The following is a 25,971-nucleotide window of genomic DNA, read 5'->3' as shown; positions in this document are numbered from 1 at the left end:
CTCCCGATCACTGATCCCGTCAGGTGAGGGCCGAAGTCCCCTGCAGCGCGTGCACGACGGGTGAGAGCTCGGGCTGTGCGACCGCCTCGCCGAGCGTGCGTTCGAGTGTCTCGTCGTGGATGGGATGCGCCTTCTCGTACAGCTCCCGCCCGGTCGGGGTCAGCTCGGTGTAGATGCCGCGGCGGTCGTCGGCGCACAGGATGCGGGTGAGCAGCCCGCGATCCTCGAGACGCGTGACGAGTCGTGTGGTGGCGCTCGGGCTCAGCGCCGCCGCGCGGGCCAGCTGCTGCATCCGCATGTGCCAGCCGTCCTGCCGGCTGAGCGCGTCGAGCACCGTGTATTCGACGACGGAGAGATCGACGGATGCTCCGAGTGCGCGTTCGAGCTCGGTCTCGATGATTCCGTGCAGAGCCGCCAGGGTGCGCCATCCGCGTGCCCGGATCTCGACGGCGTCGTCGGAGATGCCCATGATGTCCTCCACAAAAGTAGTTGCTTGTGCGGGATAATTGCGTGTGCAATGATTAATGCTCGCGACGCAACATCCCGCGTCTGCAACTACTTTAGCAGAGAGCTCATCATGCCACTCGGACTCATCGCACTCGCCATCGGCGCCTTCGGGATCGGACTCACAGAGTTCGTGATCATGGGCCTGCTGCCCGAGGTCGCCGCCGATTTCGGCGTCACCGAAGCCACCGCAGGCTGGCTCATCTCGGGCTATGCGCTCAGCGTCGTCGTCGGCGCCCTCGGCCTCACGGCGGCAACCACCCGACTGCCACGCAAACCCGTTCTGCTGGGACTCGTCGTGCTGTTCATCGCGGGCAACGCGCTCACCGCGCTGGCCGCCGACTACCCGGCGGCCATGGCCGGCCGCATCATCGCCGCGCTGTGCCACGGCGCGTTCTTCGGCATCGGCTCGGTCGTCGCGGCAGACCTCGTCGCTCCGGCCAAGAAGGCCCGCGCGATCGCCATCATGTTCACGGGACTCACGGCCGCCAACGTGTTCGGCGTGCCATTCGGCACGTTCGTCGGACAGCAGTTCGGCTGGCGCGCGACGTTCTGGGCCATCTCGGCGATCGGAGTGGTCGCCTTCGCCGGCATCGCGCTGCTCGTCACCGTACCGCCCGCCACGGGTGAGAAGGTGAGCCTGGTGCACGAGCTCCGCGCCTTCCGCTCCGGGCAGGTCTGGCTCTCACTCACCGTGACCGTGCTCGCATACGGCGGCATGTTCGGCGCCTTCACCTACATCGCGTACACGCTCACCGGGGTGACCGGCTTCGCGGCCTCCGCCGTGCCGTGGCTGCTCGTGCTGTTCGGGATCGGCCTCGTGATCGGCAACGCCGTGGGCGGACGCCTCGCCGATCGCTCGATCGACCGCACGCTGCTCGGCTTCACCGGTCTGCTGCTGCTGATCCTGATCGCCTTCGGACTGCTCGCCTGGTCGCAGCCCGCCACCATCGCGATCCTCGTGCTGCTCGGCGCGTTCGGCTTCGGCACGGTTCCCGGCCTGCAGAGCCGCATCATGCAGTACGCAGGCGGAGCCCCCACGCTCGCATCCGGCGCCAACATCGGCGCCTTCAACGTCGGCAACGCGCTGGGCGCGTGGGCCGGCGGCGTCGGCATCGCTGCAGGGCTCGGCTACACCTCGCCCATCTGGATCGGCGCCGCCATCACGGCATCCGGTCTGGTCGTGATGACCGTCGCCGCCCTCACGGCGCGACCCGCCCGGCACTCTGCGACCGGCACCGTCCGCACCGTCGCCGCCTGACCGTACCCCCACAGAAAGCAGGAGAATGACCATCCCCACCCTCACCCTGAACAACGGCATCGAGATGCCCCAGCTCGGCTTCGGCGTCTTCCAGGTGCCGGATGCCGAGACGACCGCAGCCGTGTCGGCGGCGCTCGAGGCCGGCTACCGGAGCATCGACACCGCCGCCATCTACGGCAACGAGGCGGGCGTCGGCCGAGCGCTGGCGGAGTCGGGCATCGCCCGCGACGACCTCTTCGTCACCTCGAAGGTCTGGATCAGCGACCACGGCTACGACAGCACTCTGCGCGCGTACGACGCCGCGCTGGAGAGACTGGGTCTCGACCACCTCGACCTGTTCCTCATCCATTGGCCGACTCCCGCTGCGGGCACCTGTCCCGAGACGTGGCGCGCTCTCGAGAGGCTCTACGCCGACGGACGCGTGCGAGCGATCGGCGTCTCGAACTTCGAGCCCGAGCATCTCGTGCGTCTCGAGACCGAGTCGGGCATCGTTCCCGCGGTGAACCAGGTCGAGCTGCACCCCGCGCTGCAGAACCGTGCGGTCGTCGAGGCGAACAGCGCTCGCGGCATCGTGACCGAGGCGTGGAGCCCGCTCGCCCAGGGGGCGGTGCTCGGCGACCCGGCCGTGCTCTCGATCGCCGAGCTCCACGGGAGGACTCCTGCGCAGGTCGTGCTCCGCTGGCACTTGCAGCAGAGGCGCATCGTGATCCCGAAGTCGGTGACGCCCGCGCGCATCGCCGAGAACCTCGACGTCTTCGGCTTCGACCTGTCGGCGGACGAGCTCGCGGCGATCGACGGGCTCGAACGCGATGGCCGCACCGGCCCGCACCCGGCGGAGTTCAACGGATGAGATCGGGCTGCTGCGCCCGCATGAACTCCTCGGCCGTGCGCACCTGATCGGCGCTCGGGCGGATGCCGGTGTACAGCACGAACTGCTCGAGCGCCTGCAGCGTCGCGACCTCCGCGCCGGTGATGACGGTCTTCCCCGCGGCACGGCCGGCCCGCACCAGCGGGGTCTCGGCGGGCAGCGCCACGACGTCGAACACGACGGATGCCGCCGACACCTGCTCCTCGCTGAACGACAGGTCGTGCTCCTCCGCTCCCCCGGCCATGCCGATGGGCGTGATGTTCACGATGATGTCCGCCGTGCGGGCGCCGGCGTCCGCGGTCCAGTCGAAGCCGTAGAGATCGGCGAGACCTCGCCCGTTCGCCTCATTGCGCGCCGCGATCGTCACGTTCGTGAATCCCGCGTCGCGGAAGGCGGCGGCGGTGGCCTTGGCCATGCCGCCCGAACCCTTCAGCAGCACAGCGGCTGCGGCATCCAGTCCGTTCCGCGCGATCAGCTGCGCGATGGCCGAGTAGTCGGTGTTGTACGCCGTGAGCACGCCGTCGTCGTTGACGATCGTGTTGACCGAATCGATCGCGGAGGCGGAGGGATCCATGCGGTCGACGAGCGCGATCACGTCCTCCTTGTACGGCATCGAAATCGCGCATCCGCGGATGCCGAGACCGCGGACCCCTGCGATCGCCTGCCTGAGATCCGTGGGCGCGAAGGCCTTGTAGATCCAGTTCAGGCCGAGCTCCTCGTAGAGGAAGTTGTGGAATCGGGTGCCGTTGTTGCTCGGACGCGCCGAGAGCGAGATGCACAGGGTCATGTCCTTGTTCAGCATGGTCACGCCACAAGGGTAACGCTCTCGGGAACCGAATTCCGGGGGCTGACGGGAACGGTCGGGGTCGCCTAGGGTGTAGGTGCATGCACAGGGGATTGATCGTCTCCGTCCTTCCCCAGAGGACGGGAAGCCTTCCCCAGAGGCGCGACGATCCGTGTATGCGATTGGGCCCCCTCGAGCAGTTCAGTCCCCAATGGGCCGCTCGAGGGGGTCGCTATCCCCCTCCTGAAGATTTTCGAAGAATGTCCCCCAAATGGGGGACAAGGACGTCGCGTTGGGGATATGCTTATTTCTGACGCACCCTCCGGTCGTCTTCGGCCCTCATCGCTCCCCCCGCGGTGAGGGCCACACAATTTTTCGGGCTCGAGCCGCGACCTCTGTGTGTCGCGACATGACGCCTCGTGCAACATTTCTGTTACGGGCTGACCCCTGCTCTTCCGCTCACGCCGTGCTCCACTATCTTTGAGCTCGTCGGTGCATCCTGCGTCGGCTTCTTTTCCAGCAGAACAGGCAGTAAATGAGCACCCAGGGCACGGTCAAGTGGTTCAACTCGGAGAAGGGCTTCGGCTTCATCTCCCCCGACGACGGCGGCGCTGACGTTTTCGCGCACTACTCCGCCATCGAAGCATCCGGCTACCGGTCTCTCGAAGAGAACCAGCGAGTCGAGTTCGAGGTCGCGCAGGGCCCCAAGGGCCTGCAGGCAGAGAACATCCGCCCGCTCTAAGCGCGGATTCCACCGGAACTCCCCGACCGGGGCCGACATCATGTGCGGCATCCGGCGGGGAGTTCTGTGCTTTCCGGTGGCTCTGCCGGAGGAGAACGCGCACTCGGGAGGAGCTTCGGGCTGAAATCCTCAGCCTGAGCGCGGGAACTCCTCCCGAACGCGTGCCGGGGCGCGCCGCTCCCGGAGGAGTGGCGCCGGCGCGGGATTCAGCTCAGCATCAGGGCGCGCAGCTCCTCGGCGGATGCTGCGCGGAACGCTGCGTCATCGCCCTCGTGCGCGTCGCTGAAGCCCCATTCGACGAAGATCACGGGCACGCCGTTGACGTTGCCACCTTCGACGTCGTGGTGTCGATCTCCGATCAGCACGGGGCGCGAGGTGTCGGCTCCCCCCTCCGTCAGGCGCTTGAGAGCCTCGACGACGATGTCGGCCTTCGAGGCGAGAGTCGATTCGTCGGGCGTCGCACCCACCGTGGCGAGGAAGTACGGGCGCAGCTCGAAGTGGTCGACGAGCGCGTCGACCTGGTTCTCCGGCTTCGAGCTCGCCGTCGCCTGCGGGATGCCGGCGGCGTGCAGCTCGCGGATGATCTCGGGCACGCCGGGGTACGTGTTCACGTCGGTCGTGTATCCGTCGGCCTTGCCGAGCGTGCGGTAGAAGGCGACGGCCTCGGATGACTGCTCGGGCGTCATGCCCGCCTGCACCTGGAACGACTCGAACATCGGCGGACCGATCCAGTGCACGAGGTCGTCCCTCGTCGGCGCCGGGTGCCCGAAATGCGTGAGGGCGACGTTCAGCCGACGGAGGATCCCGACGGACGCGTCGATGATCGTGCCGTCGACGTCCCAGAGGACGCAGGAATAGGGGGAGGAGGGCATGCTTCCAGCCTATGGGCTGCGACTGCGCGGCTCAGAACAGCCGGGGGATGCCCGACTCGATGCCCTTCATGTCGTCGTAGTCGAGCACCAGGCAGCGGATGCCACGGTCTTCGGCGAGCACGCGGGCCTGGGGCTTGATCTCCTGCGCCGCGAAGACGCCCTGCACGGGGGAGAGATGCGGGTCGCGGCCGAGCAGCTCGAGGTAGCGGGTGAGCTGCTCGACGCCGTCGATGTCGCCGCGGCGCTTCACCTCGACGGCGATCGCCACGCCGCCGGCATCGCGCACCAGAAGGTCGACGGGACCGATCGCCGTCGGGTACTCGCGGCGCACCAGCGTCGCCCCCTCGGAGATCAGGTCGACCTGCTCGGCGAGAAGGCGCTGCAGATCGGCTTCGACGCCGTCCTTCTGCAGGCCGGGGTCGATGCCGAGGTCGTGGTTCGAATCGTGGATGATCTCGTAGATCTGCACGCGCAGGGCGTCGCCGGTCTTCTTGTGCGTGACTCGCCACACCTCCACGACCCCCGCGATCGCCTCTTCCTCGCCCGGTTCCTCGGGAGCGAGCGTGCAGGGAGGGCTCATCCAGTTCAGCGGTTTGTAGCTGCCGCCGTCGGAGTGCACGAGCAGACTCCCATCGCCCTTGTGCACCAGCAGACGCGTGGCGAGAGGGAGGTGGGCATTGAGCCGCCCGGTGTAGTCCACGGAGCAGCGGGCGATGACGAGACGCACCCGTCGAGCCTACTTCGTCGCGGAGCCGTCAGCGGCTGAGCATCCCGTCGAGCGCATCGAAGACACCGAGCTCGGCCGCCGCCGAACGTGCGACCAGGAACCCGATGATCCCGATGAGCCAGGCCGTGTTCTCCGCACCGGTGCGCTGCATCCAGGCGGCGAACCGTTCGAGCGGCCGCTGCACGAGCGGCGCGGCGACCACCCGCAGCGCGAGCAGGACGAGAGCCGGGGCCACCATGAGGGCGCAGTACGCGACGAGGGAGAGGACCCGGAAGGGCGTGCTGACGCCGGCGTCGGCGAGCATCGTCATCGCGAGGATGTAGGGGAGCATCGTGGCGACCTCGACCAGCCCGGCGGTGATGGCGACGGCCATCACCGCTGCGCCACGGGTCCGAGGATCGAGCAGGCGATCCCGCCAGCGGGTCATGCGGCCCGACGGCGCCGCATCGGACTCGGTGGGCGTGGCCGCCTCGTGATCGCTGGAGCCGGTCGTGACGGATGCCGACGCCGCCGCACGCGCAGGGGTTCGGTGCGTCGACGCGGGCGGCCCGGTCGGCATCGTGAAGGCGACGATGATCAGCCCGACCCCTACCACGAGACGCGTGACGACCCCGGCCGGCGAAGCGAGGAACCCGGAGGCGACGTCGACGACGTTGACCAGACCCCAGAGGAACAGCAGACCCACGAGCAGGTAGAACGCGCCGATCGTTCCGAGGTAGAGCAGGATGCGCCCGGTGCGCACACGTCCGGGACTGAGGAGGAGGAAGACGGGGATGAGCAGCGTGCCGACGCTGAGGCCGTCGACGAGAGCCAGCACGGCAAGTGCGAGGGGGAGGGGCAGGCCGCCGAGGAGTTCCATGCTCCCAGCGTCACGCGGGCGACGCCGAGGCGGATCGGGCGAAGGTCGCGGTCGCCGTGGCCGATTTCTCATCCCTTGGTCGGATGCGGCCGTGGGGAGGTCGTGATTGCATGAGGGGATGAAGGAGGCGACTGCTGACAGCATCCGCGGCTGGTACCTGGCGCATCGCTCTCCGATCGACGCGCTGCTGATCGCCGGGCTCAGCGTCGTCTCCGCTCTCCTCGGCTTCAGCGGGAACTGGAGCGTTCTCTCCGTGCTCCCCGCCGACGTCTCTCCCTGGTGGACGCTGGCGACGGCCGTGCCCGCGTGCGTCCTCGTGCTGACGAAGCACCGTGCGCCGTGGGCGTCGTTGATCGTCGCCACGGTGATATTCGGCGTCGACCTGTTCACGACCGGGGGGCTCGGCCCGCTCGTCGTCCTCCTCGACGTGCTCTGGACCGCGGTGTTCGTCGCCCGCCCGTCCGTCCGCGGCCGTGTCCTCGTCGCGGCTGCGGTCGGCGTCGCGGTCATCTTCATCATCGCGGTGATGAGACCGGAGGGGTCCGCTCCTCTCGCCCTTCTCGTCGCCGTCCAGTTCGGCGCCCTCGTCGGCACCGACTACTGGTGGGCGGTCGCGGTGTCCCAGGCGCACGAGCTTGCCGAACTCCATCGTCAGCGTGCCGAGGAGGCGGCTGCTGTCGCTGAGCGAGATCGCGAGGAAGCGGTACAGCGCGAGCGCGAGTCGATGGCGAGAGAACTGCACGATGTGGTCGCCGGCCACGTGCTGGCGATGGCCATCCGCGCGGAGGCCGCGCTGTCGGTGCCGGCGGACGAGAAAGTCGACAGGGCCGCGCTGCGTGCTGTCAGGGATGCCGGACTCGACGCGCACAGCGCGCTGCGGTCGATGATCGTGGTGCTGCGCCGCGGCGACGGACAGCTGTCGCCGACGCCGCGGATCGACGACATCGGGGCGCTGGCCGCGGACGCGCGGCGGGCGGGGCTGCAGGTGGAGGTGACGGTGGCGCAGCTCGCCGCCATGCCGGCCGCCGTCGAGCAGGCGGCGGTGCGCATCGTGCGCGAGGCGCTGTCGAACTGCGTCCGGCACGCCAGCGGGTCGCACGTCGAGGTGAGGGTGGAAGACGCCGGCGACGGCGTGCATGTGCGGGTCGACTCCCGCGGAGGCGCCGAGCTCGTCGCGACGTCCTACGCCGGGGGAGGCTGGGGACTCAGCATGCTCGCTGAGAGGGTCGACGCCCTCGGCGGACGGTTCTCGGCGGGCCCGCGGCCCGGCGGGTGGCGGGTCGATGCGCGACTTCCGGCGGCCGTGTCGTGAGCGGTGGACCGACCGTGCTCATCGCCGACGACCACGCGGCGATCAGGGCGGGGCTGCGCATCATGCTGGAGTCTCACGGCGTCACCGTGGTGGGGGAGGCGGCCGACGGTGAAGTCGCGGTGCGGAACGCGGCCGCTCTGCGCCCGGACGTCGTGCTCATGGATCTGCGGATGCCGGGACGCGACGGCGTCTCGGCGACTCGCGAGATCGTCGAGCGCGGCCTGAGCGACGTGCTCGTGCTGACGAGCTTCGACGAGGACGAGCTGGTGTTCGGCGCGATCGGCGCGGGTGCGGCGGGCTTCCTGCTCAAGACCGCCGATGCTGCATCCCTGGTCGCCGCGGTGCGGGCGGTGGCCTCCGGCGACGGTGCACTCGACCCGCGCGTCACGAGGCGAGCGCTCGCCGCGGCAGCCCTCGCGGCGAAACCGTCGACGACCGCCGAGGCCCCCCTGTCGGCGCTGACCGCGCGTGAGCAGGAGGTTCTCGACGGCATCGTCTGCGGGTGGTCGAACGCTCAGCTCGCGCAACGTCTGGGCATCAGCGTGCCGACCGTGAAGACGCACGTCTCGAATGTGCTCGCCAAACTCGGCGCCCGCAGCCGTTCGCATGCGGCCGCGCTCGTGCGCCGGATCGACGGGTGACGCCGACTACTTGTTCGCCGAGGTCATCTGGTCTTCGCGGAGAGGACGGGCTGCGGCCGAGAAGAGTCCCGAGAGCGCCGCGAGCACGACCAGGATGTAGAGGGTGTTGAGCAGGCCGATGTGCTCGCTGATGAAGCCGAGCACAGGAGGGCCGCCGAGGAAGGCGATGTAGCCGATGGTCGCAGCCGCGCTCACGCGGGCGGCGGCCTTGGCCGGGTCGTCGGCGGCTGCCGACATGCCCAGGGGGAAGCCGAGCGAGGCGCCGACACCCCAGAGCGCGGCGGCGACGAAGACGAGCGGCGTGTCGGGCGCCAGGATGAACAGCAGGATGCCGGCCGCGGCGGTGATGGCGAGGATCCGCAGCACGATCACGCGTCCGAACCTGTCGACCAGCGGGCCGCCGAACAGGCGGACGACGGTCATCGCGACCGAGAACGTGGCGAGGGCCGCAGCGCCCGCCGCGGGCCCGGCGCCGTGGTCTTCGGAGACGCCGAGCGCGAGCCAGTCGTTCGCGCCGCCTTCGGCGAACGACATGCCCAGCATCACGATGCCCAGCGCATAGGTGCGCGGCTCGCGCCACGCCTCGAGCGCGACGTGCATGCGCTCACGCCAATGCGGTTTCTCGGCGGGTGAGGGATCGAGGGCGGCCTCGCGGTTGGGCACGTTCGCGAAGCAGACCACCGCGAGCACCGCGATCACCGCCGCGACGACGAACGCGTGAGCCGAGACGTTCGCACCGAGCTGCACGGCCAGGGCGCCCGCACCGGCGCCGATCACAGTGCCGAAGCTGAAGAAGGCGTGGAACACCGGCAGGATCGTCTTGCCCATCTGCTGCTCGACCGCGGTGGCCTCGACGTTCATCATGACGTCGAGCGAACCGTTGCCGAAACCGAAGAGGATGAGGCCGACGAGCACCACGGGGAGCGATCCGAGCACGTTGGTGCCCAGGCCGATCAGCGCCACGCCGACTCCGAAGATGAGCATCGTCACGAGCATCCCGAGCCGCGCTCCGGTGCGCGCCATCACGGCCGGACTCGTGGAGATGCCGATGATAGACGCGATGCCCATGCCGAGCAGCAGCAGGCCCATCTGGGCGTTGTCGATGCCGAGCGAGACCTTGATGTCGGGCACGCGCGAGGCCCACGTCGCGATCGACAGGCCGCTCGCGAGGAAGATCGCGAAGATCGCGGCACGCCAGCGGACGAACTGAGAGCGGGTGAGGGCGGTGTCCATGCCAAACACCCTATCGAATCGATTCGATCGTTTGAAACCCGGGCGAGCTATCCTCGGAGTATGACCAGTCACGAGTCGGTGCGCCGCGCGACGATCGCCGACGTCGCGCGAGCAGCCGGAGTCGCGACGTCGACGGCCTCCGTCGTCTTCAGCGGCAAAGCCAAGGTGTCGGCGACGACACGCGAGAAGGTGCTCGCCGCCGCCGCCGATCTCGGTTACACCGGGCCCGACCCGCGCGCCGCGTCATTGCGTCGCGGGCGCAGCGGGATCGTCGCCGTCGTGCTCGAGGGGCACTTGCGCGCGGCCTTCCTCGACCCGGTGACCACGGCGATGATGGACGGCCTGACCGACGGCCTCGCCGACCTCAGCGCCGGAATCCTGCTGCTTCGCGACGACCCGGGGGAGAGTGACGGCTCTGCGCTCGCGAACGCCCCGGTCGACGCCGTGGTGCTGATCGGATGCTCTGGCCGCACGCGAGCATCCCTCGACATCGTCCGCAGCCGGGGTCTGCCCGTCGTCGTCATCGAGGGGGATGCGGGGGAGGGGGTCCCGCAGATCATCCTCGACAACGTCACAGCGGCAGCCGATGTCGCCCGACACGTGCGAGACCTCGGGCACCGGGATGTCGCGCTCGTCACCCTGCACCTCGACGCCGCTCGCGAGCGCGGCGTCGTCACGCAGGAGCGAGTCGACCGTGCGACCGTCGACGTCACGATCGATCGCCTCGAGGGCATGCGGTCGATCTTCCCCGATGCCCCGGCCATCTCGGCAGCGGGCAGTCTGATCGACGAGGGCCAGCTGGTCGGAAGGATGCTCCTCGCGGATGCCGCGCACCGTCCCACCGCGATCCTGGCGCAGAGCGACCTGCTCGCCGTCGGTGTGATCCGAGCCGCCGAGGAACTGGGCCTCCGGGTACCCGAAGACCTCTCGGTCGCCGGCTTCGACGGGATCGCCGTCGACGGGCTCGGCGGACCTGTGCTCACCACGAGTGTGCAGCCGGCCGTCGAGAAGGGGCGCGCCGCGGGAGAGCAGGTCGCGAGGATGCTCCGCGGAGAGCAGGGCGTGAACGTGCACTTCACGTGCCGATTCCGCGCCGGCGCGACGACCGCCGCGCCCCGCTGACAGGGGTCAGGAGTGCGCGGGGCCCACAGGGAGGGTGCGGGATCCGAAGTCGAGGATCGTGTAGCGACCGCACGACACGACCTGCTCGGGAATCGCCGGCTCGGGCAGCTGCCACTGCACGCTCTGCGAGTCCTGGAGGAGGAACGACACCGCCTGCGCATCGAGGTCGCTGCGATTCACCAGCCACGCGTAACCGTTCAGCCGATGGTCGACCTGCACGAGCTGAGCGGGGTCGTCGAGGTGCGTCTTCGGGAGCCGCACGGTCCAGAACTGGCCGGCGCCGGTGCGGCCCGACGCGGTCACCCAATCGGTCACGCATGTGAGATCGGGGTCGGGGCGATGCGCGGCAGCCTCAAGGCGAGGGACGCTGAGCGCCCCGGCGACGATGATGAGGGCCGCGGCGATCGCAACGAGGGGCCGGGGCATCCGCACGGTTCGCGGCGAGGCGACCAGGGCGAAAAGAGGAGCGAACACGACCGGCTGCAGGTAGCGGGCCGCGTGCGTGCCGAGAGCGATGGCGCCGATCACCACGATGAGAGGCAGCATCCACCCCGCTGAAGCCACGAGGCGCTCGCCGTCCGTCGCAGCGCGCACTGTACGCAGCACCGAGAGAGCGAGCAGAACGACGACGACCAGTGCGCCGAGTATGCCGAGCGGCGTCGAGAGGCGCTCGGCGAGCAGGCCGCCGTAGTACCCGATCGATTCTCGCCAGAGCTCGGGCTGCGCGTATCCGGCACCGGTGTTCGCGATCCATGCCGTGAACGGAATACGCGCGAGGAGGCCGAGGAGCGTGCCGCCTACGAGAACGGCGATCGCGACCGGCATCCAGCGCCGATATCGACCGCGCATCGCACCGACGGCGAGGAGAACCGTCAGCGGCGCGGTCGCCCATGCCGCGAACAACGGGTTGCTCAGAGTGGCGATGATCGTGACGGCCCCGACCGCGACGAACGGCCAGCGACCCGCTCCGTCGAAAGCGCGGCGCAGCAGACCGACCACGATCATCACGGCGACGACGGTCGAGGAGTAGTACGTCGTGGTGAGCTGCAGGGAGGCGAGCTCGAGGGCGTCGCGCGACGCCGAGGTCTCGGTGACCGCCACGACTCCGAACAGCGATAGCGCGATCAGAGACCAGCCGACGGGCGAGGCGCCGGCTCGATGAGGCCCGGCGACCAGGCGGATGGCGCCGTACACGGCGAGGAGGTTCACGATGGCGTTGATCGCGAGCAGCGTGTTCAGATCGCCGGAGGCGAGCAGAGAGAGACCCGCGAACACGGCGGACTCCGGAAGGAAGAGTACGCTCGACATCGCCCAGTCGAGAGGTTCGCCAGACAGGATCGTGCGCGTGAGCATCGCGACGATCAGTGAATCCCCGTCGCGGAACAACAGCTCGGAACGAGCGGATGCCACCACCTGCGCGGCGACGGCGATCGACATGCCGAGAGCGGTGCACCACCCCAGCAGCTCCCGCGCCCACACCCGTCGCATGTGACAACTCTCGCACGGGGCCCGCACGCGCCCGGGTAAACTGGATGGACACCCGCCCGCCAGCGCCGCAAGGCCGACGAGCCCCGAGGGAGCCACGATCATGCTGACTCTCCTCAGCGCCTTCCTCCTCTCCTCGGTTCTCATGCCCGTTCTGGTGCGCTGGATGGGCGCTCGGGCGTTCTTCATCGCCGCTCTTATTCCAGCCGCGGCATTCATCCACGCCCTGATGCTGACGCCGCAGGTTCTCGACGCCGGATCCACGCCCTTCGAGTCGGTCGCCTGGATTCCGCAGCTGGGGCTGGACATGTCGATGCGCATGGACGTGCTCGGCTGGGTGCTGACTCTCATCGTCACCGGTGTCGGCGCGCTCGTGCTCTTCTACTGCCGCTGGTACTTCCATGACGACTCGGCCGGTCTCGGGCAGTTCGCGGCCGTGCTGCTCGGCTTCGCCGGAGCGATGTACGGGCTCGTGCTCACCGACGACCTGGTCATGCTCGTCATGTTCTGGGAGGTGACGAGCATCCTCTCGTACCTCCTCATCGGCTACTACCGCCGCCGCGCCGCCAGCCGCCGTGCCGCACTGCAGGCGCTGCTCGTCACGACACTCGGCGGCCTGATCATGTTCGTGGGAGTGGTGCTGCTCGTCGTCGACGCGGGCACTTCGAGCATCCGCGAGATCCTCGCACTCGCGCCCACCGGGCCGATCGTGGACGCGGCGATCGTGATGCTGCTGATCGGCGCGATCAGCAAGTCGGCGCTGTTCCCCTTCCACTTCTGGCTGCCTGGCGCCATGGCGGCGCCGACTCCGGTCAGCGCGTACCTCCACGCCGCCGCCATGGTCAAGGCAGGCATCTACCTCATCGCGCGCTTCGCGCCGATCTTCGCATTCAGCGGCCCGTGGCGGCCGATCCTGATCGCACTGGGCGTCTTCACCATGCTGCTGGGCGGCGTGCAGGCCCTCCGCGAGACCGATCTCAAGCGCATCCTCGCCTTCGGGACGGTGAGCCAGCTCGGCTTCTTCGCAGTCGTGATCGGCTACGGCACGCAGGCGTCGGCTCTGGCCGGGCTCGCCCTCGTGATCGGTCACGCGCTGTTCAAGTCGGCGCTGTTCCTCATCGTCGGCGTGATCGACCGTCAGCTCTCCACTCGAGACATCACCGAGCTGTCGGGGGTCGGCCGTCAGGCGCCGGTCTTGGCCGTGACGGCTTTCGTCTCGGTCGCCTCGATGGCGGGCATCGCACCGACCATCGGATTCGTCGCCAAGGAGTCGGCGCTCACCGCCCTTCTCGACGACGCGCTGGGCGGCTCGGTCTGGGGTCTGGTCGCCCTCGTGGGCGTCGTCCTCGGGTCCATGCTCACTGCGGCATATGGCGCGCGATTCCTGTGGGGTGCGTTCTTCTCCAAGCGCGACGAGCGCGGAGATCGGTTGCCCGACACGGCGTGGCCCGGCCCGCCGGTCGGTTTCGTGGCCGCCCCCATCGTGCTCGCGGCGCTCACGATCGCGGCCGGGCTCGCCGCCCCGGCGCTCGACATCGCTCTGCACGGCTACGCGATCACCGCGACGCCGGGTCTCGATCACGCGGGCGACGCCGCCGAAGGGCCGGGACACCTCGCCCTGTGGCACGGCTTCGAGCCCGCACTCGGCATCTCGATCGGCTCGATCCTGCTCGGCATCAGCGTCTTCCTGCTGACCCGTCGCACGGGGTGGGACCGCAGGCCGCGAGTGCTGCCGTTCACCGCCGCCGACGCGTACTACTGGGTGGTCCGCGCGATCGACCGGCTGTCGGTGCTGAGCACGACGCTGACGCAGCGGGGTTCGCTGCCGGTCTACGTCGGCACGATCTTCGTCGTGTTCGTGGCGGCCGAGACCACCGCGCTGCTCGCGAGCGACATCGACCGCTTCCAGCTCTCGGCCTGGCACACTCCGGCGCAGATCGCGGCCGCACCCCTGATGGCGGTCGCCGGCATCTTCGCCGTGCGCGCGCAGAAGCGATACACCGGCGTCGTGCTCGTGTCGGTCACGGGCCTCGGCATGGTCGCCCTCTTCGCGACGAGCGGGGCGCCCGATCTCGCGCTCACGCAGATCCTCGTCGAGACGGTGACGATGGTCACCTTCGCGCTCGTACTCCGGCGGCTGCCGGCGCGGATGGGCGAGCACAACGCCTCGGTCGGCCGCATCCCCCGTGCCCTGCTCGGCATCGGGGTCGGCGTCACCATGGCTCTCGTCGCGATCGTCGCGACGCAGTCGCGCGTCGCCGATCCCATCTCGGCGGCGTTCCCGAAGCTCGCGTACGAGATAGGGCACGGCAAAAACGTCGTCAACGTCGCCCTGGTCGACCTGCGCGGCTGGGACACCATGGGCGAGCTCTCCGTGCTCGTCCTCGCGGCGACGGGAGTCGCCTCCCTCGTCTTCGTGACCCATCGCGCCGACCTGCTCGCCGAGACCAGGACCCTTCCCCGGACCACTCGACGCGCGACGCGCAGCAGGCCGCTCGTCGAGACCACCGACGGCATCCGCTTCCAGACGTCCGAGAATCGCAGCAGCCCTCGCGCCTGGCTCGTCGGCGGCACGAACATGAAACCCGAGAACCGGTCGATCCTGCTCGAAGTGATCGTCCGCGTGCTGTTCCACACCATCATCGTCGTGTCGATCTTCCTGCTGTTCTCGGGGCACAACCTGCCCGGCGGCGGCTTCGCGGGCGGCCTCGTGGCGGGCATGGCCCTCGTGATGCGGTACATCGCGGGCGGACGCTGGGAGCTGGGCGCCGCGGCGCCCACCGATGCCGGGCGGCTGCTCGGCACGGGGCTCGTGCTGGCGGTCGGCTCGGCGGTCGTGCCGCTGTTCTTCGGCCTGGCCCCGCTCACCAGCAGATTCTGGGAGTGGGAGATCCCGGGGCTCGGTCACATGGAGTTCGTCACATCGACGATCTTCGACATCGGGGTGTATCTCGTCGTGATCGGGCTGGTGCTCGACGTTCTGCGCAGTCTCGGCGCCGAGGTCGATCGGCAGGCCGCAGCCCTTCGACAGGCTCAGGACCCTTCGACAGGCTCAGGGACCCGATCGCGGGCGAGAGGGGTGAACATCTGATGGATGTGTCGCTGACCCTCATCGTCATCATGGCCGTGCTGTTCGCGTGCGGCGTGTACGCCATGCTCGAGCGCAGCCTCACCAGGGTGCTCATCGGATTCCTGCTGCTCGGCAACGCCACGAACCTGCTGCTGCTGATCGTCATGGGCGCGCCGGGGAACGCGCCGTTCTTCGGCGCCGAGGGCGAGATGAGCGACCCCTTGCCGCAGGCGCTCACCCTCACGGCGATCGTCATCACGTTCGCCGTCTCGGCCTTCCTGCTCGCCCTCATCTACCGTTCCTGGCAGCTGGGCCAGGCCGACACCGTCGAGGACGACGAAGACGACATCGCGATCCGCGGCCGCACGGATGCCGAGGAAGATCTCATGGGCGACGACGAGGGCGACTACGCCGACGACGACGCCACGACCGACTTCGTCGGCCTGCAGACAGCCCCGATCACGGTGCTGCACATGCGCGATCATCCTGCGATCGTCGACGGGGCGCCAGTCGACCGGCCGGTCGCGCCCGTCCTTCGACAGGCTCAGGAACCCAGAGGTCAGGCTCAGGAACCCGGAGGTCAGGCTCAGGAACCCGGGGGACAGGCTCAGGAACCCGGGGGACAGGCTCAGGAACCCAGAGGTCAGGCTCCAGAAGCCGGAGAGGAGGACGGCCGATGAACTCGCTCATCCCGCTTCTGGTCGCCCTGCCGCTCCTCGGGGCCGCGATCACGCTGATCTTCGGGCGCAACGCGCGAGTGCAGTCGATCGTCACCGTGGTGACGCTGGTGGTCGTCTCGATCATCGCGGCCGTGCTGCTGGTCGTGGTCGATGCCGGTGCCCCGCTCGCGGTCTCGGTCGGCGGCTGGCCGGTGCCGTTCGGCATCGTGCTCTACGTCGATCGGCTCGCGGCCCTGCTCGTCCTGGTGTCGAGCATCGTGCTGCTCGCGGTGCTCCTCTTCTCGGTCGGCCAGGGCATCGCAGACGGGGCGGAGGAGACCCCGATCTCGATCTTCAATCCGTCGTACCTGATCCTCGCGGCCGGCATCTTCAACGCGTTCATCGCGGGCGACCTGTTCAACCTGTACGTCGGATTCGAGATCCTGCTCGTCGCGTCGTACGTGCTGATCACCCTCGGCAGCACCGAGTCCCGCATCCGCACCGGCGCCGTCTACATCGTCGTCTCGCTGGTCTCGTCGATCCTGTTCCTCGCCGCGATCGCGATGGTCTACGGCGCCCTCGGCACCGTGAACATGGCGCAGATCGCCGAGCGGATGACGGAGCTGCCGCAGGAGACCCAACTGGTCCTGCATCTCATGCTGGTCCTCGCCTTCGGCATCAAGGCCGCGATCTTCCCGGTGTCGTTCTGGCTGCCGGATTCGTACCCGACGGCGCCCGCGCCGGTCACGGCGGTCTTCGCGGGACTGCTGACGAAGGTCGGCGTCTACGCGCTGATCCGCACCGAGACGCAGCTGTTCTCGGAGAACGACATCAACACGCTGCTGCTGATCATCGCTCTCGCGACCATGATCGTGGGCGTGCTCGGCGCGGTCGCGCAGGCCGAGCTGAAGAGGATCCTGTCGTTCACCCTGGTGAGCCACGTCGGCTACATGATCTTCGGCCTCGCGATCGCGACGCCCGCGGCGATCGGCGCGACGGTGTACTACATCGTCCACCACATCATCGTGCAGACCACGCTGTTCCTCGCCGTGGGACTCGTCGAACGCCGGGCCGGCAGCACGTCGATCCTGAGGGTGAAGGGCCTGCTCAAAGTCGCGCCCGTGATCGCCGTGTTGTACTTCATCCCCGCGATCAACCTCGGCGGCCTACCGCCCTTCTCCGGGTTCATCGGCAAGTTCGCTCTGTTCGAGGCCGCAGCATCCGTCGGCACCCCCCTCATGATCGTGCTGATCGTCGGCGGCATCGTCACCTCTCTGCTCACGCTCTACGCCCTGATGCGCGCGTGGAACCTCGCGTTCTGGCGCGAGGAGGAGGACTCGGCCGAGACCGAGGGGCGGCTCTCGCATCTCGGCAACGCGCCCGCCGCCGACGAGCAGCAGGAGCGCCGTCGCATCCCGGCCATCATGACCATCGCGACCTCAGGAATGGTCGTGGTCACGATCGCCCTCACCGTGTTCGCGGGACCCCTGTACGCGCTCTGCGACCGCATCGGCGAGGCGCTGCTGCAGCCGGTCACGCTCACCCAGCTCGAAGACGAGGTGAAGGGATGAGTCCAGACACGACCCGGCACTTCTGGCGGGACCTCGGCGTGCAACTGCCGTTTCTCGCCTGGCTCGTCGTGCTGTGGATGCTGCTGTGGGCGCAGTTCACGCTGCTCTCGTTCGTGACCGGCCTCATCGTCGCGGTCTTCGTGACGCGCGTGTTCCGCCTCCCCACGGTCGAGCTCTCGGGCCGGGTGAACCTCTGGTTCGCGGTGATCCTCGGAGTGCAGTTCCTCTTCGCCGTCGTGCGAGGCGCCCTCATCGTCGCGATGCAGGTGCTCGATCTCCGTCGCCATCCGGGAACCGCGATCATCGCCGTGCCGCTGAGATACTCCGACGACCTGATGATGACGCACGTGTCGGTCGCTTCGTCGCTGATCCCCGGATCGCTCGTCGTGGAGGCGGACCGCGACCGCCGCATCCTGTATCTGCACGTGATCGGGGTGCGCAGCATGGCGGACGTCGAGAAGCAGCGCGAGGGAGTGCTCCGCTGGGAGAAGCGCATCGTCCGCGCACTGGGAGATCCGGCGCAGTATCGTGCGCTGAGGGCCGACGAGCGGAAGGCGGACCGATGAGCATCCTGCTGGGCGTGATCATGGTGGTCTTCGGCGTCGCGGCGCTGCTGACCGTGATCCGCATCGTCCGCGGCCCGTCGATCCTCGACCGCGCCGTCGCGAGCGACGTGCTGCTGACGGAGGTGATGTGCGTGCTCGGGGCCGAGATGGCGATCAACGGGCACACCCGCAGCATCCCGGTGCTGCTGATCATCGCCGCGATCGGGGTGTTCGGCTCGATCGCGGTGGCGCGCTTCGTCGCCCGGAGGGACAACACGACACCATGAACGTCTTCGGTCTCATGATCCCCGATGCCGTGATCGACGCGGCGGTGCTCGTGCTGATCCTCGTCGGCGCCCTGCTGTGCCTGTTCGCTGCGATCGGCCTTCTGCGCTTCCGCGATGTGCCCTCCCGTCTGCATGCGGCCACCAAGCCCCAGGTGCTGGGACTCCTGCTCATCTGCCTGGCGATCGCGCTGTCTCAGCGTTCGATCGGCGGCATCCTGCTGGGCCTCGTGCTCGTCGCGCCGATCGTGCTTATGCAGTTCGCCACCGCCCCGTTGTCGGCGCACATGGTCGGACGGCAGGCGTACCGCAACGGCTCGATCGAGCAGCGCAACCTCGTGGTCGACGAGCTCGCCGATTCGAAGCAGACTCCGCCCGCGGCGGGGTGAGGGAAGGGGCCGAGATGACGACACCGCAGGGGTGGTACGACGCAGGCGTGCCGGGGCGGCAGCGCTGGTGGGACGGAGCGCAATGGACCGCGCACGAGCGGGACTCGCCGGTCGCGGCGCCATCGATGGGGTGGTACCTCGTGCCGGGAACCGTGGACGTCCGCTGGTGGGACGGCACGGTGTGGACGCCCTACCGCATCCGCGACGGCAAACCGAAGCCTGACGCCTTCGCCATCGAGCCGCCGTCGACCGGGTTGATCCTCGGCATCATGTTCCTGGTGCTCGGCCTGGCTCAGCTGTCACTGGCGCTGGCCACACGGAGTCCCGGCAACTTCGTCACTCCGGTGCTGTTCGTGCTGGTGGCTGTCGTCTGGATCGTCGGGGCGCGACATTCGCAGGGGGTGCGCGCCCTGCCTGCGCCGCAGAGCATGCCGATCATCGACCCGGTCGCCCGGCCGCTCCCCGGCGAAGTGGAGGGCCCGGGTGCCGGCTGGTATCCGATGACGGGGCAGGTCACCCGGTGGTGGACGGGCGCTCGCTGGAGCTGGTACATCGGCATGAAGTTCGGCGCGCGCCCAGGCTACGCCGGTCCCCGTGGTTACATCACGTCGATGATCGTCGGCTGGTTCATGGCAGGTCTCGCCGTACTCGGACTCGCCCTGGGCGTGACGGGCGCCGCGCTCAGCGCGAGTCCCGCGGGCGCGTTCATGATCGCGATCGGCTTCGTCTTCGCAGTGGTCTTCGCCGGACTGGCGCTGTTCATCCTGCTCCTGACGCGCTCGCGCCGGAACGCGATGCTCCTGCCGACATCCCCTCCACCGCTGCGGTGAGCGAACGCCGACCGGATCAGATCCGCTCGGCGAACCGATGGATCAGGTCCGCGGCCACCTCGGCGTCGCTGATGAGCGTGCTGTGGCCGCGATCGGGGATGACCTCGAGCTCGGCTTGCGGAACCGAATCGACGATCTCGCGGCACCAGGTCTGCGGAGCCATGGGGTCGCGCTCGCCGCGCAGCACCAGCACCGGAACCGCGATGCGGGGATAGACCTTCTCGGGTTCGTGCACGATCGTGGCACGCATCTTGCGGAGCAGGTGGGGCCCGCCGCGCAGATATTCGCGCGCTCCGCGCCACAGCACCAGCGGGCTCTCGCCGAGCAGGTCGCGCAGGAGATAGTTGGCCTGAGCGCGGATGCTGCGCGCGGCGCTGTCGACGGTCGGACCCGCCAGGACGACGCCTTCGACGAGCGCCGGATGCCGCACCGCGAGTTCCGCGGCGATCTGACTGCCCATGGAGTGCCCGATCACGATGACCGGCGACTCGTCGGCATGGCGCAGATACGCCGCCAGGAAGTCGGCGTGCCGCTGCATGGTCAGAGTGCGCTCGGGCTCGGGCGCCTCGCCGAATCCGGGCAGGTCGACCGCGATCACGCGTCCGTCGAGCTGGCGGACCAGGTCGAGGTACACGCTGCGGCCCATGCCGATGCCATGCAGCAGCAGGAACACCGGTCCGCCGGTTCCGAACGTCTCGGCCACGAGCGTCGCGCCGGCATGCTCGAATTCGACGACGGATGCCGGAGCACCCTGCGGGGCGAGCAGACGGTTCGGCATCCTCCCACGCTATCCGACCCGCGCACTCCCGCCGTGACGGAGCGCGAGGGTCCAGGATCCGCCACCGGTGGAGCGGCAGGGAGCGAGCCGCGTGCGAGGATGGATCAGTGTCCTCCCCTGCATCCGAAACTGCCGAGAAGCGGGGGCTGCGGGCGCGGATCTCCGCAAGCCTGACCGACCCGGTGCTGAACGCCCTGGTCGCGGCCGTCGCGGTCTCACGCATCGGCCGCGGGGTGTTCCTCGCGGTCACCGTGCTGTTCTTCACGCAGATCGTCGGGTTGAGTGCGGGCGAGGCGGCCATCGTGCTCGCGGTGTCGAGCGGATGCGGCGTCGTGGCGTCCTTCCTCGGCGGCTGGCTCGCCGATCGATGGAGCGCCCGCCGGCTCACCTTCGGTTTCGAGGCGCTCGGCGGACTGCTGCTCGCGGCGTACGCGTTCGCCGGCGACTTCACCTCAGCGCTGCTGCTCGCATCCCTCTCCGGCTTCTTCGACTCGATGGGTCACTCGGCACGCTCCGCGATCATCGCACGCGGCTTCGCGCCTGAGCGGCGGGTGCACGCCCGCGCCGTGCTGCGCACGGTCACCAACCTCTCGATCGCACTGGGATCGGCGATCGGCGCGATCGCCCTCGCTCTCGGCACCCCGGAGGCGTACCGTGCGGTGATCGCCGTGGCGGGCCTTCTCTGCGCGGTCGGCTCCCTGCCGCTGCTGCGGCTGACCGCGGACGTCGACGCGCCCGCACGCACGCGGCTCGGGCCGCAGGTGACCGAGACCGGCTCGATCGACACGGCCGCCGCGGCTGCCGCGCTCGCCGAGCGCAAGGACTGGGCCCAGCGTTCGCCATGGCGCGACCCGCAGTACCTGGCGCTGACCGCACTCACCGGGATCTTCGCCATGCAGTTCGGGGTCTTCGAACTCGGCGTGCCGCTGTGGATCACCCGGGAGACGACCGCCCCCGAGGTGATGGTCGCCGTGCTGCTGATCGTGAACACGGTCCTCGTCGTGATGTTCCAGGTGCGCGCGTCCCGCGGCACGCACGATGTGCGCACCGCGGGTCGTGTCACGCTGATCGCAGGCGGACTGATCGTGATCGCGTGCCTCGTCTACGCGCTCGCCGCAGGATTGCCCGTGTGGGCGGCGATCGTGCTGCTGCTCATCGCGACGATCGCATACACGTTCGCCGAGATCCTGTCCCAGGCCGGCGGCTGGGGTCTCAGTTTCGAGCTCGCCGACGCGAAGCGCGCCGGGGCCTACCAGGGCGTCTTCGGCATGGGGTTCTCGCTCGGGGCCCTCGCCGCGCCCCTCGTCGTGAACGCCACCGCGATCACCTACGGCTTCTTCGGGTGGGTCGTGCTGGCCGCGATCTTCCTCGCCGCGGCGTCGGGCACCTGGCTCATCGCCCGGCGTGCCGCGACAGCGTCAGCCTGACGCCCGCTCCCGGATCGCGATCCGAGGGTCGCCATCGTGCGGAACTGCTGCTACCTTTTGTTGGCGTAAGCAACATATGTGCGGCGGCATGCCCGCCATGACGATGATGTCAGGAGAACCACATGCGACGATCTCTGCGATCACTCTTCTCGGTCACTGCGGCAGCCGTGCTGCTGCTGCCTTTGTGCGGCGTGAGCACCGCCTATGCCGCGCCGCCCGGGCACAGCAACGCCGACAAGAACGCTCTGCGCAACCAGGCGCCCAAAGACCTCGCGATCGGCAGCGCGGTGTGGGGCCAGAAGCAGCTCATGGACTACGACGCGGCCGACCCGACGCAGTACCAGCAGGTGCTCGGCGCGCAGTTCTCGTCTCTGACCCCCGAGAACGACATGAAGTGGGATGCCGTGCATCCCGCCCCCGACGTGTACGACTTCACGTCCGCTGACGCGCTCGTCGCCTACGCGAAGGCGAATCATCAGCAGGTCCGCGGGCACACGCTGCTGTGGCACAGCCAGAACCCGGCCTGGGTCACCGAGGCGAGCAAGACCTGGACCTGCAACGAAGCGCGCGACGTGCTCGAAGACCACATCCGCACCGTGGTCGGCCATTTCAAGGGCGAGATCTACGAGTGGGACGTCGCGAACGAGATCTTCCAGGACACCTGGGAGAACGGCGGCGTGAAGCTGCGCACCGAGGCCAACCCGTTCCTCAAGGCCTGCGCCGACGACCCGGTGGCTCTCCTCGAAGACGCGTTCCGCTGGGCGCACGAAGCCGATCCTGATGCCGTGCTGTTCCTCAACGACTACAACGCGGAGGGCATCAACGAGAAGACCGACGCGTACTACGCGCTCGCTCAGAGGATGCTGGCCGACGGGATGCCGCTGGGCGGATTCGGTGCTCAGGCGCATCTCAGCCTTCTCTACGGTTTCGACACGACCCTGCAGGCGAACTTCGAGCGGTTCGCCGCACTGGGTCTGCACGTGGCGGTGACCGAGGCCGACGTCCGCATCCCGTTGCAGGACGGCGAGACCGGCCCGACGCCCGAGCAGGTGGCGACGCAGGCCGAGCGGTACGACGGGCTGCTTCAGGCATGCCTGAACGTGAAGGCGTGCTCGTCGTTCACCGTATGGGGATTCCCCGACGCGAACTCGTGGGTTCCCGACGTCTTCCCCGGTGAGGGCTGGGCCACGATCTTCGAGGACGACTACTCGCCGAAGCCCGCGTTCGACGTGATGCTCAGCTCGCTGCGCGACGCGACGCCCGGCACCTCGCCGCGGCGCTGATCCGGTGGCGGGCGGCCCGCTCGGGTCGTCCGCCACCGGCTCGGTCACGGAACGCGCCGCGACGCGGGACCGTCAGTCTTCCCCGCCGGCGGGCGTCAGCACCAGGGTCTGCGTGGTCGCGGCATCCACCGCCTTCGCCGAGAACGCCCACGGCTGCTGCACCCCGGCCGCCCAGCGCTCGGTCTGATCCGTGTAGTGCTCGTGGAAGGCGTGACCCGACGCCCCGGTGAGGTGGATCCAGGTCGAGGCGTCGAAGTCGGACAGATCGACGACCATGCGCATCGACGGCACCGTGGTCGTGGCATACGAGGCGCCGAGCTTCCATCCGGTCGCGTCGACGACCGAGGCGCCTCCGCTGACCGGATACGGCCCGCGGTTGAACAGCCATTCGATCGGGGCGATGCCCGACTCCCCGAGAGTCGAGCTGGTCAGGGTGAGCGCGTGCAGTTCGCCCCAGTTCCAGGCGTCGACGGCGGTTCCCTGCAGACCCGACAGCTCGTCGTACGCCTCTTCGGCCGACAGCGCGAGCATCTCGTCCATTCCGGCGACGTCGATCGCCGTGTTGGTCCACAGCGGATCGGACGGGTCGTCGAGAAGAGCGCCCACCACCGTGAACAACCGGCCCTGCCCGTCGATCGGCAGCGGCTGCTCGCGTTCGGCGAAGAGGTTCTGCACGAGGTTCGACCACAGCACGTTCGCGTACGCGGCGGCAGCCGAGGAGGCCTCGTTCTGCGCATCCCAGCCGCGCAGCAGCTCGACCGCCTCGCGCGGACCGGCACCCGACACCTCGACGTCGACGAGAGCGGCCGCGAGCTGCTTGCCGATCCACATCTCGGCATCCATCTGGATGTCCCTCATGTCCTGAGCCGTCAGGGGAGCCGTGGCGGAGCGGCGCTCGATCAGATGCGCGATGCGGGCCGCCCGGTACCCGTAGTCCCAGTCCTTCGACAGGAAGTAGTCGTAGTCATCGGTCACGATCGCGTTGTTCGCGGTGACGATGTATCCGGAGGCGGGGTTGTACGAGACCGGCAGATCCTCGAAGGGGATGAAGCCCGTCCAGTCGTAGGCGCTGTCCCATCCCGGTTGCGGCATCCATCCGTCTCCGGCGCCGCGCACAGGCAGCCGTCCCGGAGCCTGATACCCGATGTTGCCCGCGGTGTCGGCGTAGATGAGGTTCTGCGCGGGAACGTCGAAGAGGGAGGCGGCGCGACGGAAGTCGTCGAAGTCCTTCGCGGTCGCCAGCGCGAAGATCGCGGTCGATGCGGTGCCGGGGTCGAGGGCGGTCCAGCGCAGACTGACCGCGTACTCGTGATCGGGAGCAGACACCGCCGGTTGGGTCGGGAGGGTCGGGAGTGCGGGTTCCGGGTCCTCGGCCAACGCGGTGAAGTCGTCGACGAGCCCCGAGATGATCGGGCCGTGCACGGTGGAGCGGACCTTCAGGGTGACGTCGTCCCCGCCCGCGACCTCGATGGTCTCGGTGCGCTCGCCGATCGGCACCAGGGCGCCGTCTCGCCAGTACTGGTCGCCCTCGATCATCTCGACGTAGAGGTCGGTGACGTCGGTGGTGAGGTTCGTGAAGCCCCAGGCGACCTGCTGGTTGTGGCCGATCACGATTCCGGGGAGACCGGAGAACGAGAAGCCGCCGACGTCGAAGGGGCAGCTGTCGGTGACCTTCGAGCACTTGAGCTGCACCTGGTACCAGACCGAGGGCAGCGCGGCGCCGAGGTGCGGATCGTTCGACAGCAGGGGCAGACCGCTTTCGGTGAGGGCGCCCGACACCACCCACGAGTTCGATCCGATGCCCTCGCCGACATCGCCGACGAGCAGGCTCGCCGCCTCGATGACGTCTGATGCCGTCTGCCACTCGATCGTCGTGCTCGCCTTCTGGATGCCGGTGTCGGCGTCCGTCGTGAAGGCCGCGGCGTCGGCATCCGTCTCCGTCGCGGGGACGCTCGAGATCTTCGGGACGATCACCGGGTTCTGCTCGAACGGGTAGGGCGGGTACAGCTGCTCGATCGTCGCCTGCGTCTCGGCCGTATCGGATCCCGATGCGGCGAGATCGGCGGCGAGCAGAGCGCGCTCTGTCTCGTCTTCGATGTTCGTGCGCAGGTCCCACGCCATGGCCTTCAGCCAGGCGACCGAGTCGGCGGGAGTCCACGGCTCGGGTGCGTAGTCGGGATTCTGCATGCCGATCACGGCATATTCGAGCGAGAGCTCGGCGCCGGAGCGTGTCGAGAGATAGGCGTTCACGCCGTCGGCGTATGCCTCGTAGTAGCCGAGCGTCGTCTCGTCCATGGCCGCGACTTCTGCTTCGGCGACATCGCGCCAGCCGAGCGTGCGCAGGAACGAGTCGGTGCCGACCTGCGATTCGCCGAACATCTCCGATACGCGGCCTGCGGTGACGTGGCGGCGGAAATCCATCTCGAAGAAGCGGTCCTGCGCGTGCACGAAGCCCTCGGCGTAGAACAGGTCGTGGGTGGAATCCGCCGTGATCGTGGGGATGCCGCTGTCGTCGCGCTGCACCGTGACCTCGGCCTTCAGTCCGTCGAGCGCCAGGGTCCCCCCGGTCTGCGGGAAGGAGCGCTGGATCGTCCAGGTGACGAAGAGGGCGGCGGCGACGGCGACGACCACGATCGCGGCGACCACGAGGAAGGCGATCCGGCCGATGCGGGCGGCGAGCGGCCGTCGTGAAGGCGCGGCAGGGGTCTCTGAATCGGTTGTCATC

Annotated in this window: 24 protein-coding genes; 15 read left to right on the top strand and 9 right to left on the bottom strand. The window is 68.9% G+C overall.

Translation table 11 applies throughout. The features are described from left to right. Window positions 1–19 precede the first annotated feature (19 nt). Window positions 20–469 (bottom strand): MarR family winged helix-turn-helix transcriptional regulator, encoded by a 450-nt coding sequence (locus tag ACI3KT_RS06925; protein ID WP_292906681.1) that lies wholly within the window; start codon window positions 467–469, stop codon window positions 20–22. Window positions 470–577: 108 nt separating this feature from the next. On the opposite strand from ACI3KT_RS06925, the gene ACI3KT_RS06920 reads away from it, so the two are divergent. Then, entirely contained in the window at window positions 578–1,765 is a 1,188-nt protein-coding gene (locus tag ACI3KT_RS06920; RefSeq protein ID WP_404903296.1) for an MFS transporter, read from the top strand. A 25-nt stretch (window positions 1,766–1,790) separates the two neighbouring features. Beyond that, window positions 1,791–2,615: an aldo/keto reductase gene (locus ACI3KT_RS06915; protein ID WP_404903294.1), complete on the top strand. Its 825-nt coding sequence runs from the start codon at window positions 1,791–1,793 to the stop codon at window positions 2,613–2,615. On the opposite strand, the gene ACI3KT_RS06910 is transcribed toward ACI3KT_RS06915, so the two are convergent. Next, complete coding sequence (locus tag ACI3KT_RS06910; RefSeq protein ID WP_404903292.1) at window positions 2,605–3,441, bottom strand: shikimate 5-dehydrogenase; 837 nt, start codon at window positions 3,439–3,441, stop codon at window positions 2,605–2,607. The two genes, ACI3KT_RS06915 and ACI3KT_RS06910, sit on opposite strands and share 11 nt — an antisense overlap. Window positions 3,442–3,952: 511 nt before the next feature. Between ACI3KT_RS06910 and ACI3KT_RS06905 the strand changes: the two genes are divergently transcribed. After that, window positions 3,953–4,159, top strand: a complete 207-nt coding sequence (locus tag ACI3KT_RS06905; RefSeq protein ID WP_045257445.1) for a cold-shock protein — start codon at window positions 3,953–3,955, stop codon at window positions 4,157–4,159. A gap of 206 nt (window positions 4,160–4,365) precedes the next feature. On the opposite strand, the gene ACI3KT_RS06900 is transcribed toward ACI3KT_RS06905, so the two are convergent. Genes ACI3KT_RS06900 through ACI3KT_RS06890 form a run of 3 tightly spaced genes read right to left on the bottom strand, consistent with a single transcriptional unit; the run spans window position 4,366 to window position 6,617 of the window. Continuing rightward, window positions 4,366–5,031, bottom strand: a complete 666-nt coding sequence (locus ACI3KT_RS06900) for an HAD hydrolase-like protein (RefSeq protein WP_404903290.1) — start codon at window positions 5,029–5,031, stop codon at window positions 4,366–4,368. A gap of 31 nt (window positions 5,032–5,062) precedes the next feature. After that, complete coding sequence (nucS, locus tag ACI3KT_RS06895; protein ID WP_292906693.1) at window positions 5,063–5,758, bottom strand: endonuclease NucS; 696 nt, start codon at window positions 5,756–5,758, stop codon at window positions 5,063–5,065. Between the two features lie 28 nt (window positions 5,759–5,786). Then, window positions 5,787–6,617, bottom strand: a complete 831-nt coding sequence (locus tag ACI3KT_RS06890) for a GAP family protein (protein ID WP_404903289.1) — start codon at window positions 6,615–6,617, stop codon at window positions 5,787–5,789. A gap of 118 nt (window positions 6,618–6,735) precedes the next feature. Here ACI3KT_RS06890 and ACI3KT_RS06885 point away from each other — a divergent pair, with 118 nt between their 5' ends. Both ACI3KT_RS06885 and ACI3KT_RS06880 read left to right on the top strand, forming a co-directional pair. After that, complete coding sequence (locus tag ACI3KT_RS06885; RefSeq protein WP_404903288.1) at window positions 6,736–7,929, top strand: sensor histidine kinase; 1,194 nt, start codon at window positions 6,736–6,738, stop codon at window positions 7,927–7,929. A gap of 62 nt (window positions 7,930–7,991) precedes the next feature. Beyond that, window positions 7,992–8,570, top strand: a complete 579-nt coding sequence (locus ACI3KT_RS06880; RefSeq protein ID WP_404903329.1) for a response regulator — start codon at window positions 7,992–7,994, stop codon at window positions 8,568–8,570. A gap of 6 nt (window positions 8,571–8,576) precedes the next feature. Here the strand turns inward: ACI3KT_RS06880 and ACI3KT_RS06875 are convergent, their stop codons facing one another. Then, on the bottom strand, window positions 8,577–9,803 hold the full coding sequence (locus tag ACI3KT_RS06875; RefSeq protein WP_404903286.1) for an MFS transporter: 1,227 nt from the start codon (window positions 9,801–9,803) through the stop codon (window positions 8,577–8,579). Window positions 9,804–9,863: 60 nt separating this feature from the next. On the opposite strand from ACI3KT_RS06875, the gene ACI3KT_RS06870 reads away from it, so the two are divergent. Continuing rightward, on the top strand, window positions 9,864–10,925 hold the full coding sequence (locus ACI3KT_RS06870) for a LacI family DNA-binding transcriptional regulator (protein ID WP_292906703.1): 1,062 nt from the start codon (window positions 9,864–9,866) through the stop codon (window positions 10,923–10,925). Window positions 10,926–10,931: 6 nt separating this feature from the next. On the opposite strand, the gene ACI3KT_RS06865 is transcribed toward ACI3KT_RS06870, so the two are convergent. After that, window positions 10,932–12,413 carry a hypothetical protein gene (locus ACI3KT_RS06865; RefSeq protein WP_404903285.1) on the bottom strand — a complete coding sequence of 494 codons (1,482 nt, stop codon included), beginning with the start codon at window positions 12,411–12,413 and terminating at the stop codon, window positions 10,932–10,934. A 100-nt stretch (window positions 12,414–12,513) separates the two neighbouring features. On the opposite strand from ACI3KT_RS06865, the gene ACI3KT_RS06860 reads away from it, so the two are divergent. Genes ACI3KT_RS06860 through ACI3KT_RS06830 form a run of 7 tightly spaced genes read left to right on the top strand, consistent with a single transcriptional unit; the run spans window position 12,514 to window position 19,758 of the window. Continuing rightward, a complete protein-coding gene (locus ACI3KT_RS06860) occupies window positions 12,514–15,501 on the top strand; it encodes a Na+/H+ antiporter subunit A (RefSeq protein ID WP_404903283.1) in 2,988 nt (995 codons plus the stop codon). After that, on the top strand, window positions 15,501–16,160 hold the full coding sequence (locus tag ACI3KT_RS06855; RefSeq protein WP_404903281.1) for a Na(+)/H(+) antiporter subunit C: 660 nt from the start codon (window positions 15,501–15,503) through the stop codon (window positions 16,158–16,160). Before ACI3KT_RS06860 ends, ACI3KT_RS06855 begins: the two co-directional genes overlap by 1 nt. Further along, a complete protein-coding gene (locus tag ACI3KT_RS06850; RefSeq protein ID WP_292906711.1) occupies window positions 16,157–17,710 on the top strand; it encodes a Na+/H+ antiporter subunit D in 1,554 nt (517 codons plus the stop codon). Before ACI3KT_RS06855 ends, ACI3KT_RS06850 begins: the two co-directional genes overlap by 4 nt. After that, on the top strand, window positions 17,707–18,276 hold the full coding sequence (locus ACI3KT_RS06845) for a Na+/H+ antiporter subunit E (RefSeq protein WP_404903280.1): 570 nt from the start codon (window positions 17,707–17,709) through the stop codon (window positions 18,274–18,276). The genes ACI3KT_RS06850 and ACI3KT_RS06845 overlap by 4 nt, the downstream gene beginning before the upstream one ends. Further along, window positions 18,273–18,542, top strand: a complete 270-nt coding sequence (locus ACI3KT_RS06840) for a monovalent cation/H+ antiporter complex subunit F (RefSeq protein ID WP_292906715.1) — start codon at window positions 18,273–18,275, stop codon at window positions 18,540–18,542. Before ACI3KT_RS06845 ends, ACI3KT_RS06840 begins: the two co-directional genes overlap by 4 nt. After that, window positions 18,539–18,928, top strand: coding sequence for a monovalent cation/H(+) antiporter subunit G (gene mnhG / locus ACI3KT_RS06835; protein ID WP_307293354.1), 390 nt, complete (start codon window positions 18,539–18,541; stop codon window positions 18,926–18,928). The genes ACI3KT_RS06840 and mnhG overlap by 4 nt, the downstream gene beginning before the upstream one ends. 14 nt (window positions 18,929–18,942) lie before the next feature. Then, window positions 18,943–19,758 (top strand): DUF2510 domain-containing protein, encoded by an 816-nt coding sequence (locus tag ACI3KT_RS06830; protein WP_404903278.1) that lies wholly within the window; start codon window positions 18,943–18,945, stop codon window positions 19,756–19,758. A gap of 16 nt (window positions 19,759–19,774) precedes the next feature. Here the strand turns inward: ACI3KT_RS06830 and ACI3KT_RS06825 are convergent, their stop codons facing one another. After that, a complete protein-coding gene (locus ACI3KT_RS06825) occupies window positions 19,775–20,536 on the bottom strand; it encodes an alpha/beta fold hydrolase (RefSeq protein WP_404903276.1) in 762 nt (253 codons plus the stop codon). A 107-nt stretch (window positions 20,537–20,643) separates the two neighbouring features. Between ACI3KT_RS06825 and ACI3KT_RS06820 the strand changes: the two genes are divergently transcribed. Continuing rightward, window positions 20,644–21,963 carry an MFS transporter gene (locus ACI3KT_RS06820; RefSeq protein ID WP_404903275.1) on the top strand — a complete coding sequence of 440 codons (1,320 nt, stop codon included), beginning with the start codon at window positions 20,644–20,646 and terminating at the stop codon, window positions 21,961–21,963. A 122-nt stretch (window positions 21,964–22,085) separates the two neighbouring features. After that, complete coding sequence (locus tag ACI3KT_RS06815) at window positions 22,086–23,246, top strand: endo-1,4-beta-xylanase (protein ID WP_404903273.1); 1,161 nt, start codon at window positions 22,086–22,088, stop codon at window positions 23,244–23,246. Between the two features lie 72 nt (window positions 23,247–23,318). Here ACI3KT_RS06815 and ACI3KT_RS06810 read toward each other — a convergent pair whose 3' ends face one another. Next, window positions 23,319–25,970 (bottom strand): penicillin acylase family protein, encoded by a 2,652-nt coding sequence (locus ACI3KT_RS06810; RefSeq protein WP_404903271.1) that lies wholly within the window; start codon window positions 25,968–25,970, stop codon window positions 23,319–23,321. Window position 25,971: the final 1 nt, after the last annotated feature.

It is taken from the genome of Microbacterium sp. ZW T6_19, from assembly GCF_044987465.1.
Lineage (GTDB): Bacteria > Actinomycetota > Actinomycetes > Actinomycetales > Microbacteriaceae > Microbacterium > Microbacterium natoriense_A.
The sequence above is the reverse complement of the archived record's forward strand: the minus strand, read 5'-3'. Positions and strand labels throughout refer to the sequence as shown.

Bases quoted from the DNA above. Each gene is read 5' to 3' on its own strand.
- ACI3KT_RS06925 (WP_292906681.1), bottom strand. From the start codon at position 469: ATGGGCATCTCCGACGACGCCGTCGAGATCCGGGCACGCGGATGGCGC.
- ACI3KT_RS06920 (WP_404903296.1), top strand. From the start codon at position 578: ATGCCACTCGGACTCATCGCACTCGCCATCGGCGCCTTCGGGATCGGA.
- ACI3KT_RS06915 (WP_404903294.1), top strand. From the start codon at position 1,791: ATGACCATCCCCACCCTCACCCTGAACAACGGCATCGAGATGCCCCAG.
- ACI3KT_RS06905 (WP_045257445.1), top strand. From the start codon at position 3,953: ATGAGCACCCAGGGCACGGTCAAGTGGTTCAACTCGGAGAAGGGCTTC.
- ACI3KT_RS06900 (WP_404903290.1), bottom strand. From the start codon at position 5,031: ATGCCCTCCTCCCCCTATTCCTGCGTCCTCTGGGACGTCGACGGCACG.
- ACI3KT_RS06890 (WP_404903289.1), bottom strand. From the start codon at position 6,617: ATGGAACTCCTCGGCGGCCTGCCCCTCCCCCTCGCACTTGCCGTGCTG.
- ACI3KT_RS06885 (WP_404903288.1), top strand. From the start codon at position 6,736: ATGAAGGAGGCGACTGCTGACAGCATCCGCGGCTGGTACCTGGCGCAT.
- ACI3KT_RS06880 (WP_404903329.1), top strand. From the start codon at position 7,992: ATGCTGGAGTCTCACGGCGTCACCGTGGTGGGGGAGGCGGCCGACGGT.
- ACI3KT_RS06875 (WP_404903286.1), bottom strand. From the start codon at position 9,803: ATGGACACCGCCCTCACCCGCTCTCAGTTCGTCCGCTGGCGTGCCGCG.
- ACI3KT_RS06870 (WP_292906703.1), top strand. From the start codon at position 9,864: ATGACCAGTCACGAGTCGGTGCGCCGCGCGACGATCGCCGACGTCGCG.
- ACI3KT_RS06865 (WP_404903285.1), bottom strand. From the start codon at position 12,413: ATGCGACGGGTGTGGGCGCGGGAGCTGCTGGGGTGGTGCACCGCTCTC.
- ACI3KT_RS06860 (WP_404903283.1), top strand. From the start codon at position 12,514: ATGCTGACTCTCCTCAGCGCCTTCCTCCTCTCCTCGGTTCTCATGCCC.
- ACI3KT_RS06855 (WP_404903281.1), top strand. From the start codon at position 15,501: ATGGATGTGTCGCTGACCCTCATCGTCATCATGGCCGTGCTGTTCGCG.
- ACI3KT_RS06850 (WP_292906711.1), top strand. From the start codon at position 16,157: ATGAACTCGCTCATCCCGCTTCTGGTCGCCCTGCCGCTCCTCGGGGCC.
- ACI3KT_RS06845 (WP_404903280.1), top strand. From the start codon at position 17,707: ATGAGTCCAGACACGACCCGGCACTTCTGGCGGGACCTCGGCGTGCAA.
- ACI3KT_RS06840 (WP_292906715.1), top strand. From the start codon at position 18,273: ATGAGCATCCTGCTGGGCGTGATCATGGTGGTCTTCGGCGTCGCGGCG.
- mnhG (WP_307293354.1), top strand. From the start codon at position 18,539: ATGAACGTCTTCGGTCTCATGATCCCCGATGCCGTGATCGACGCGGCG.
- ACI3KT_RS06830 (WP_404903278.1), top strand. From the start codon at position 18,943: ATGACGACACCGCAGGGGTGGTACGACGCAGGCGTGCCGGGGCGGCAG.
- ACI3KT_RS06825 (WP_404903276.1), bottom strand. From the start codon at position 20,536: ATGCCGAACCGTCTGCTCGCCCCGCAGGGTGCTCCGGCATCCGTCGTC.
- ACI3KT_RS06815 (WP_404903273.1), top strand. From the start codon at position 22,086: ATGCGACGATCTCTGCGATCACTCTTCTCGGTCACTGCGGCAGCCGTG.
- ACI3KT_RS06810 (WP_404903271.1), bottom strand. From the start codon at position 25,970: ATGACAACCGATTCAGAGACCCCTGCCGCGCCTTCACGACGGCCGCTC.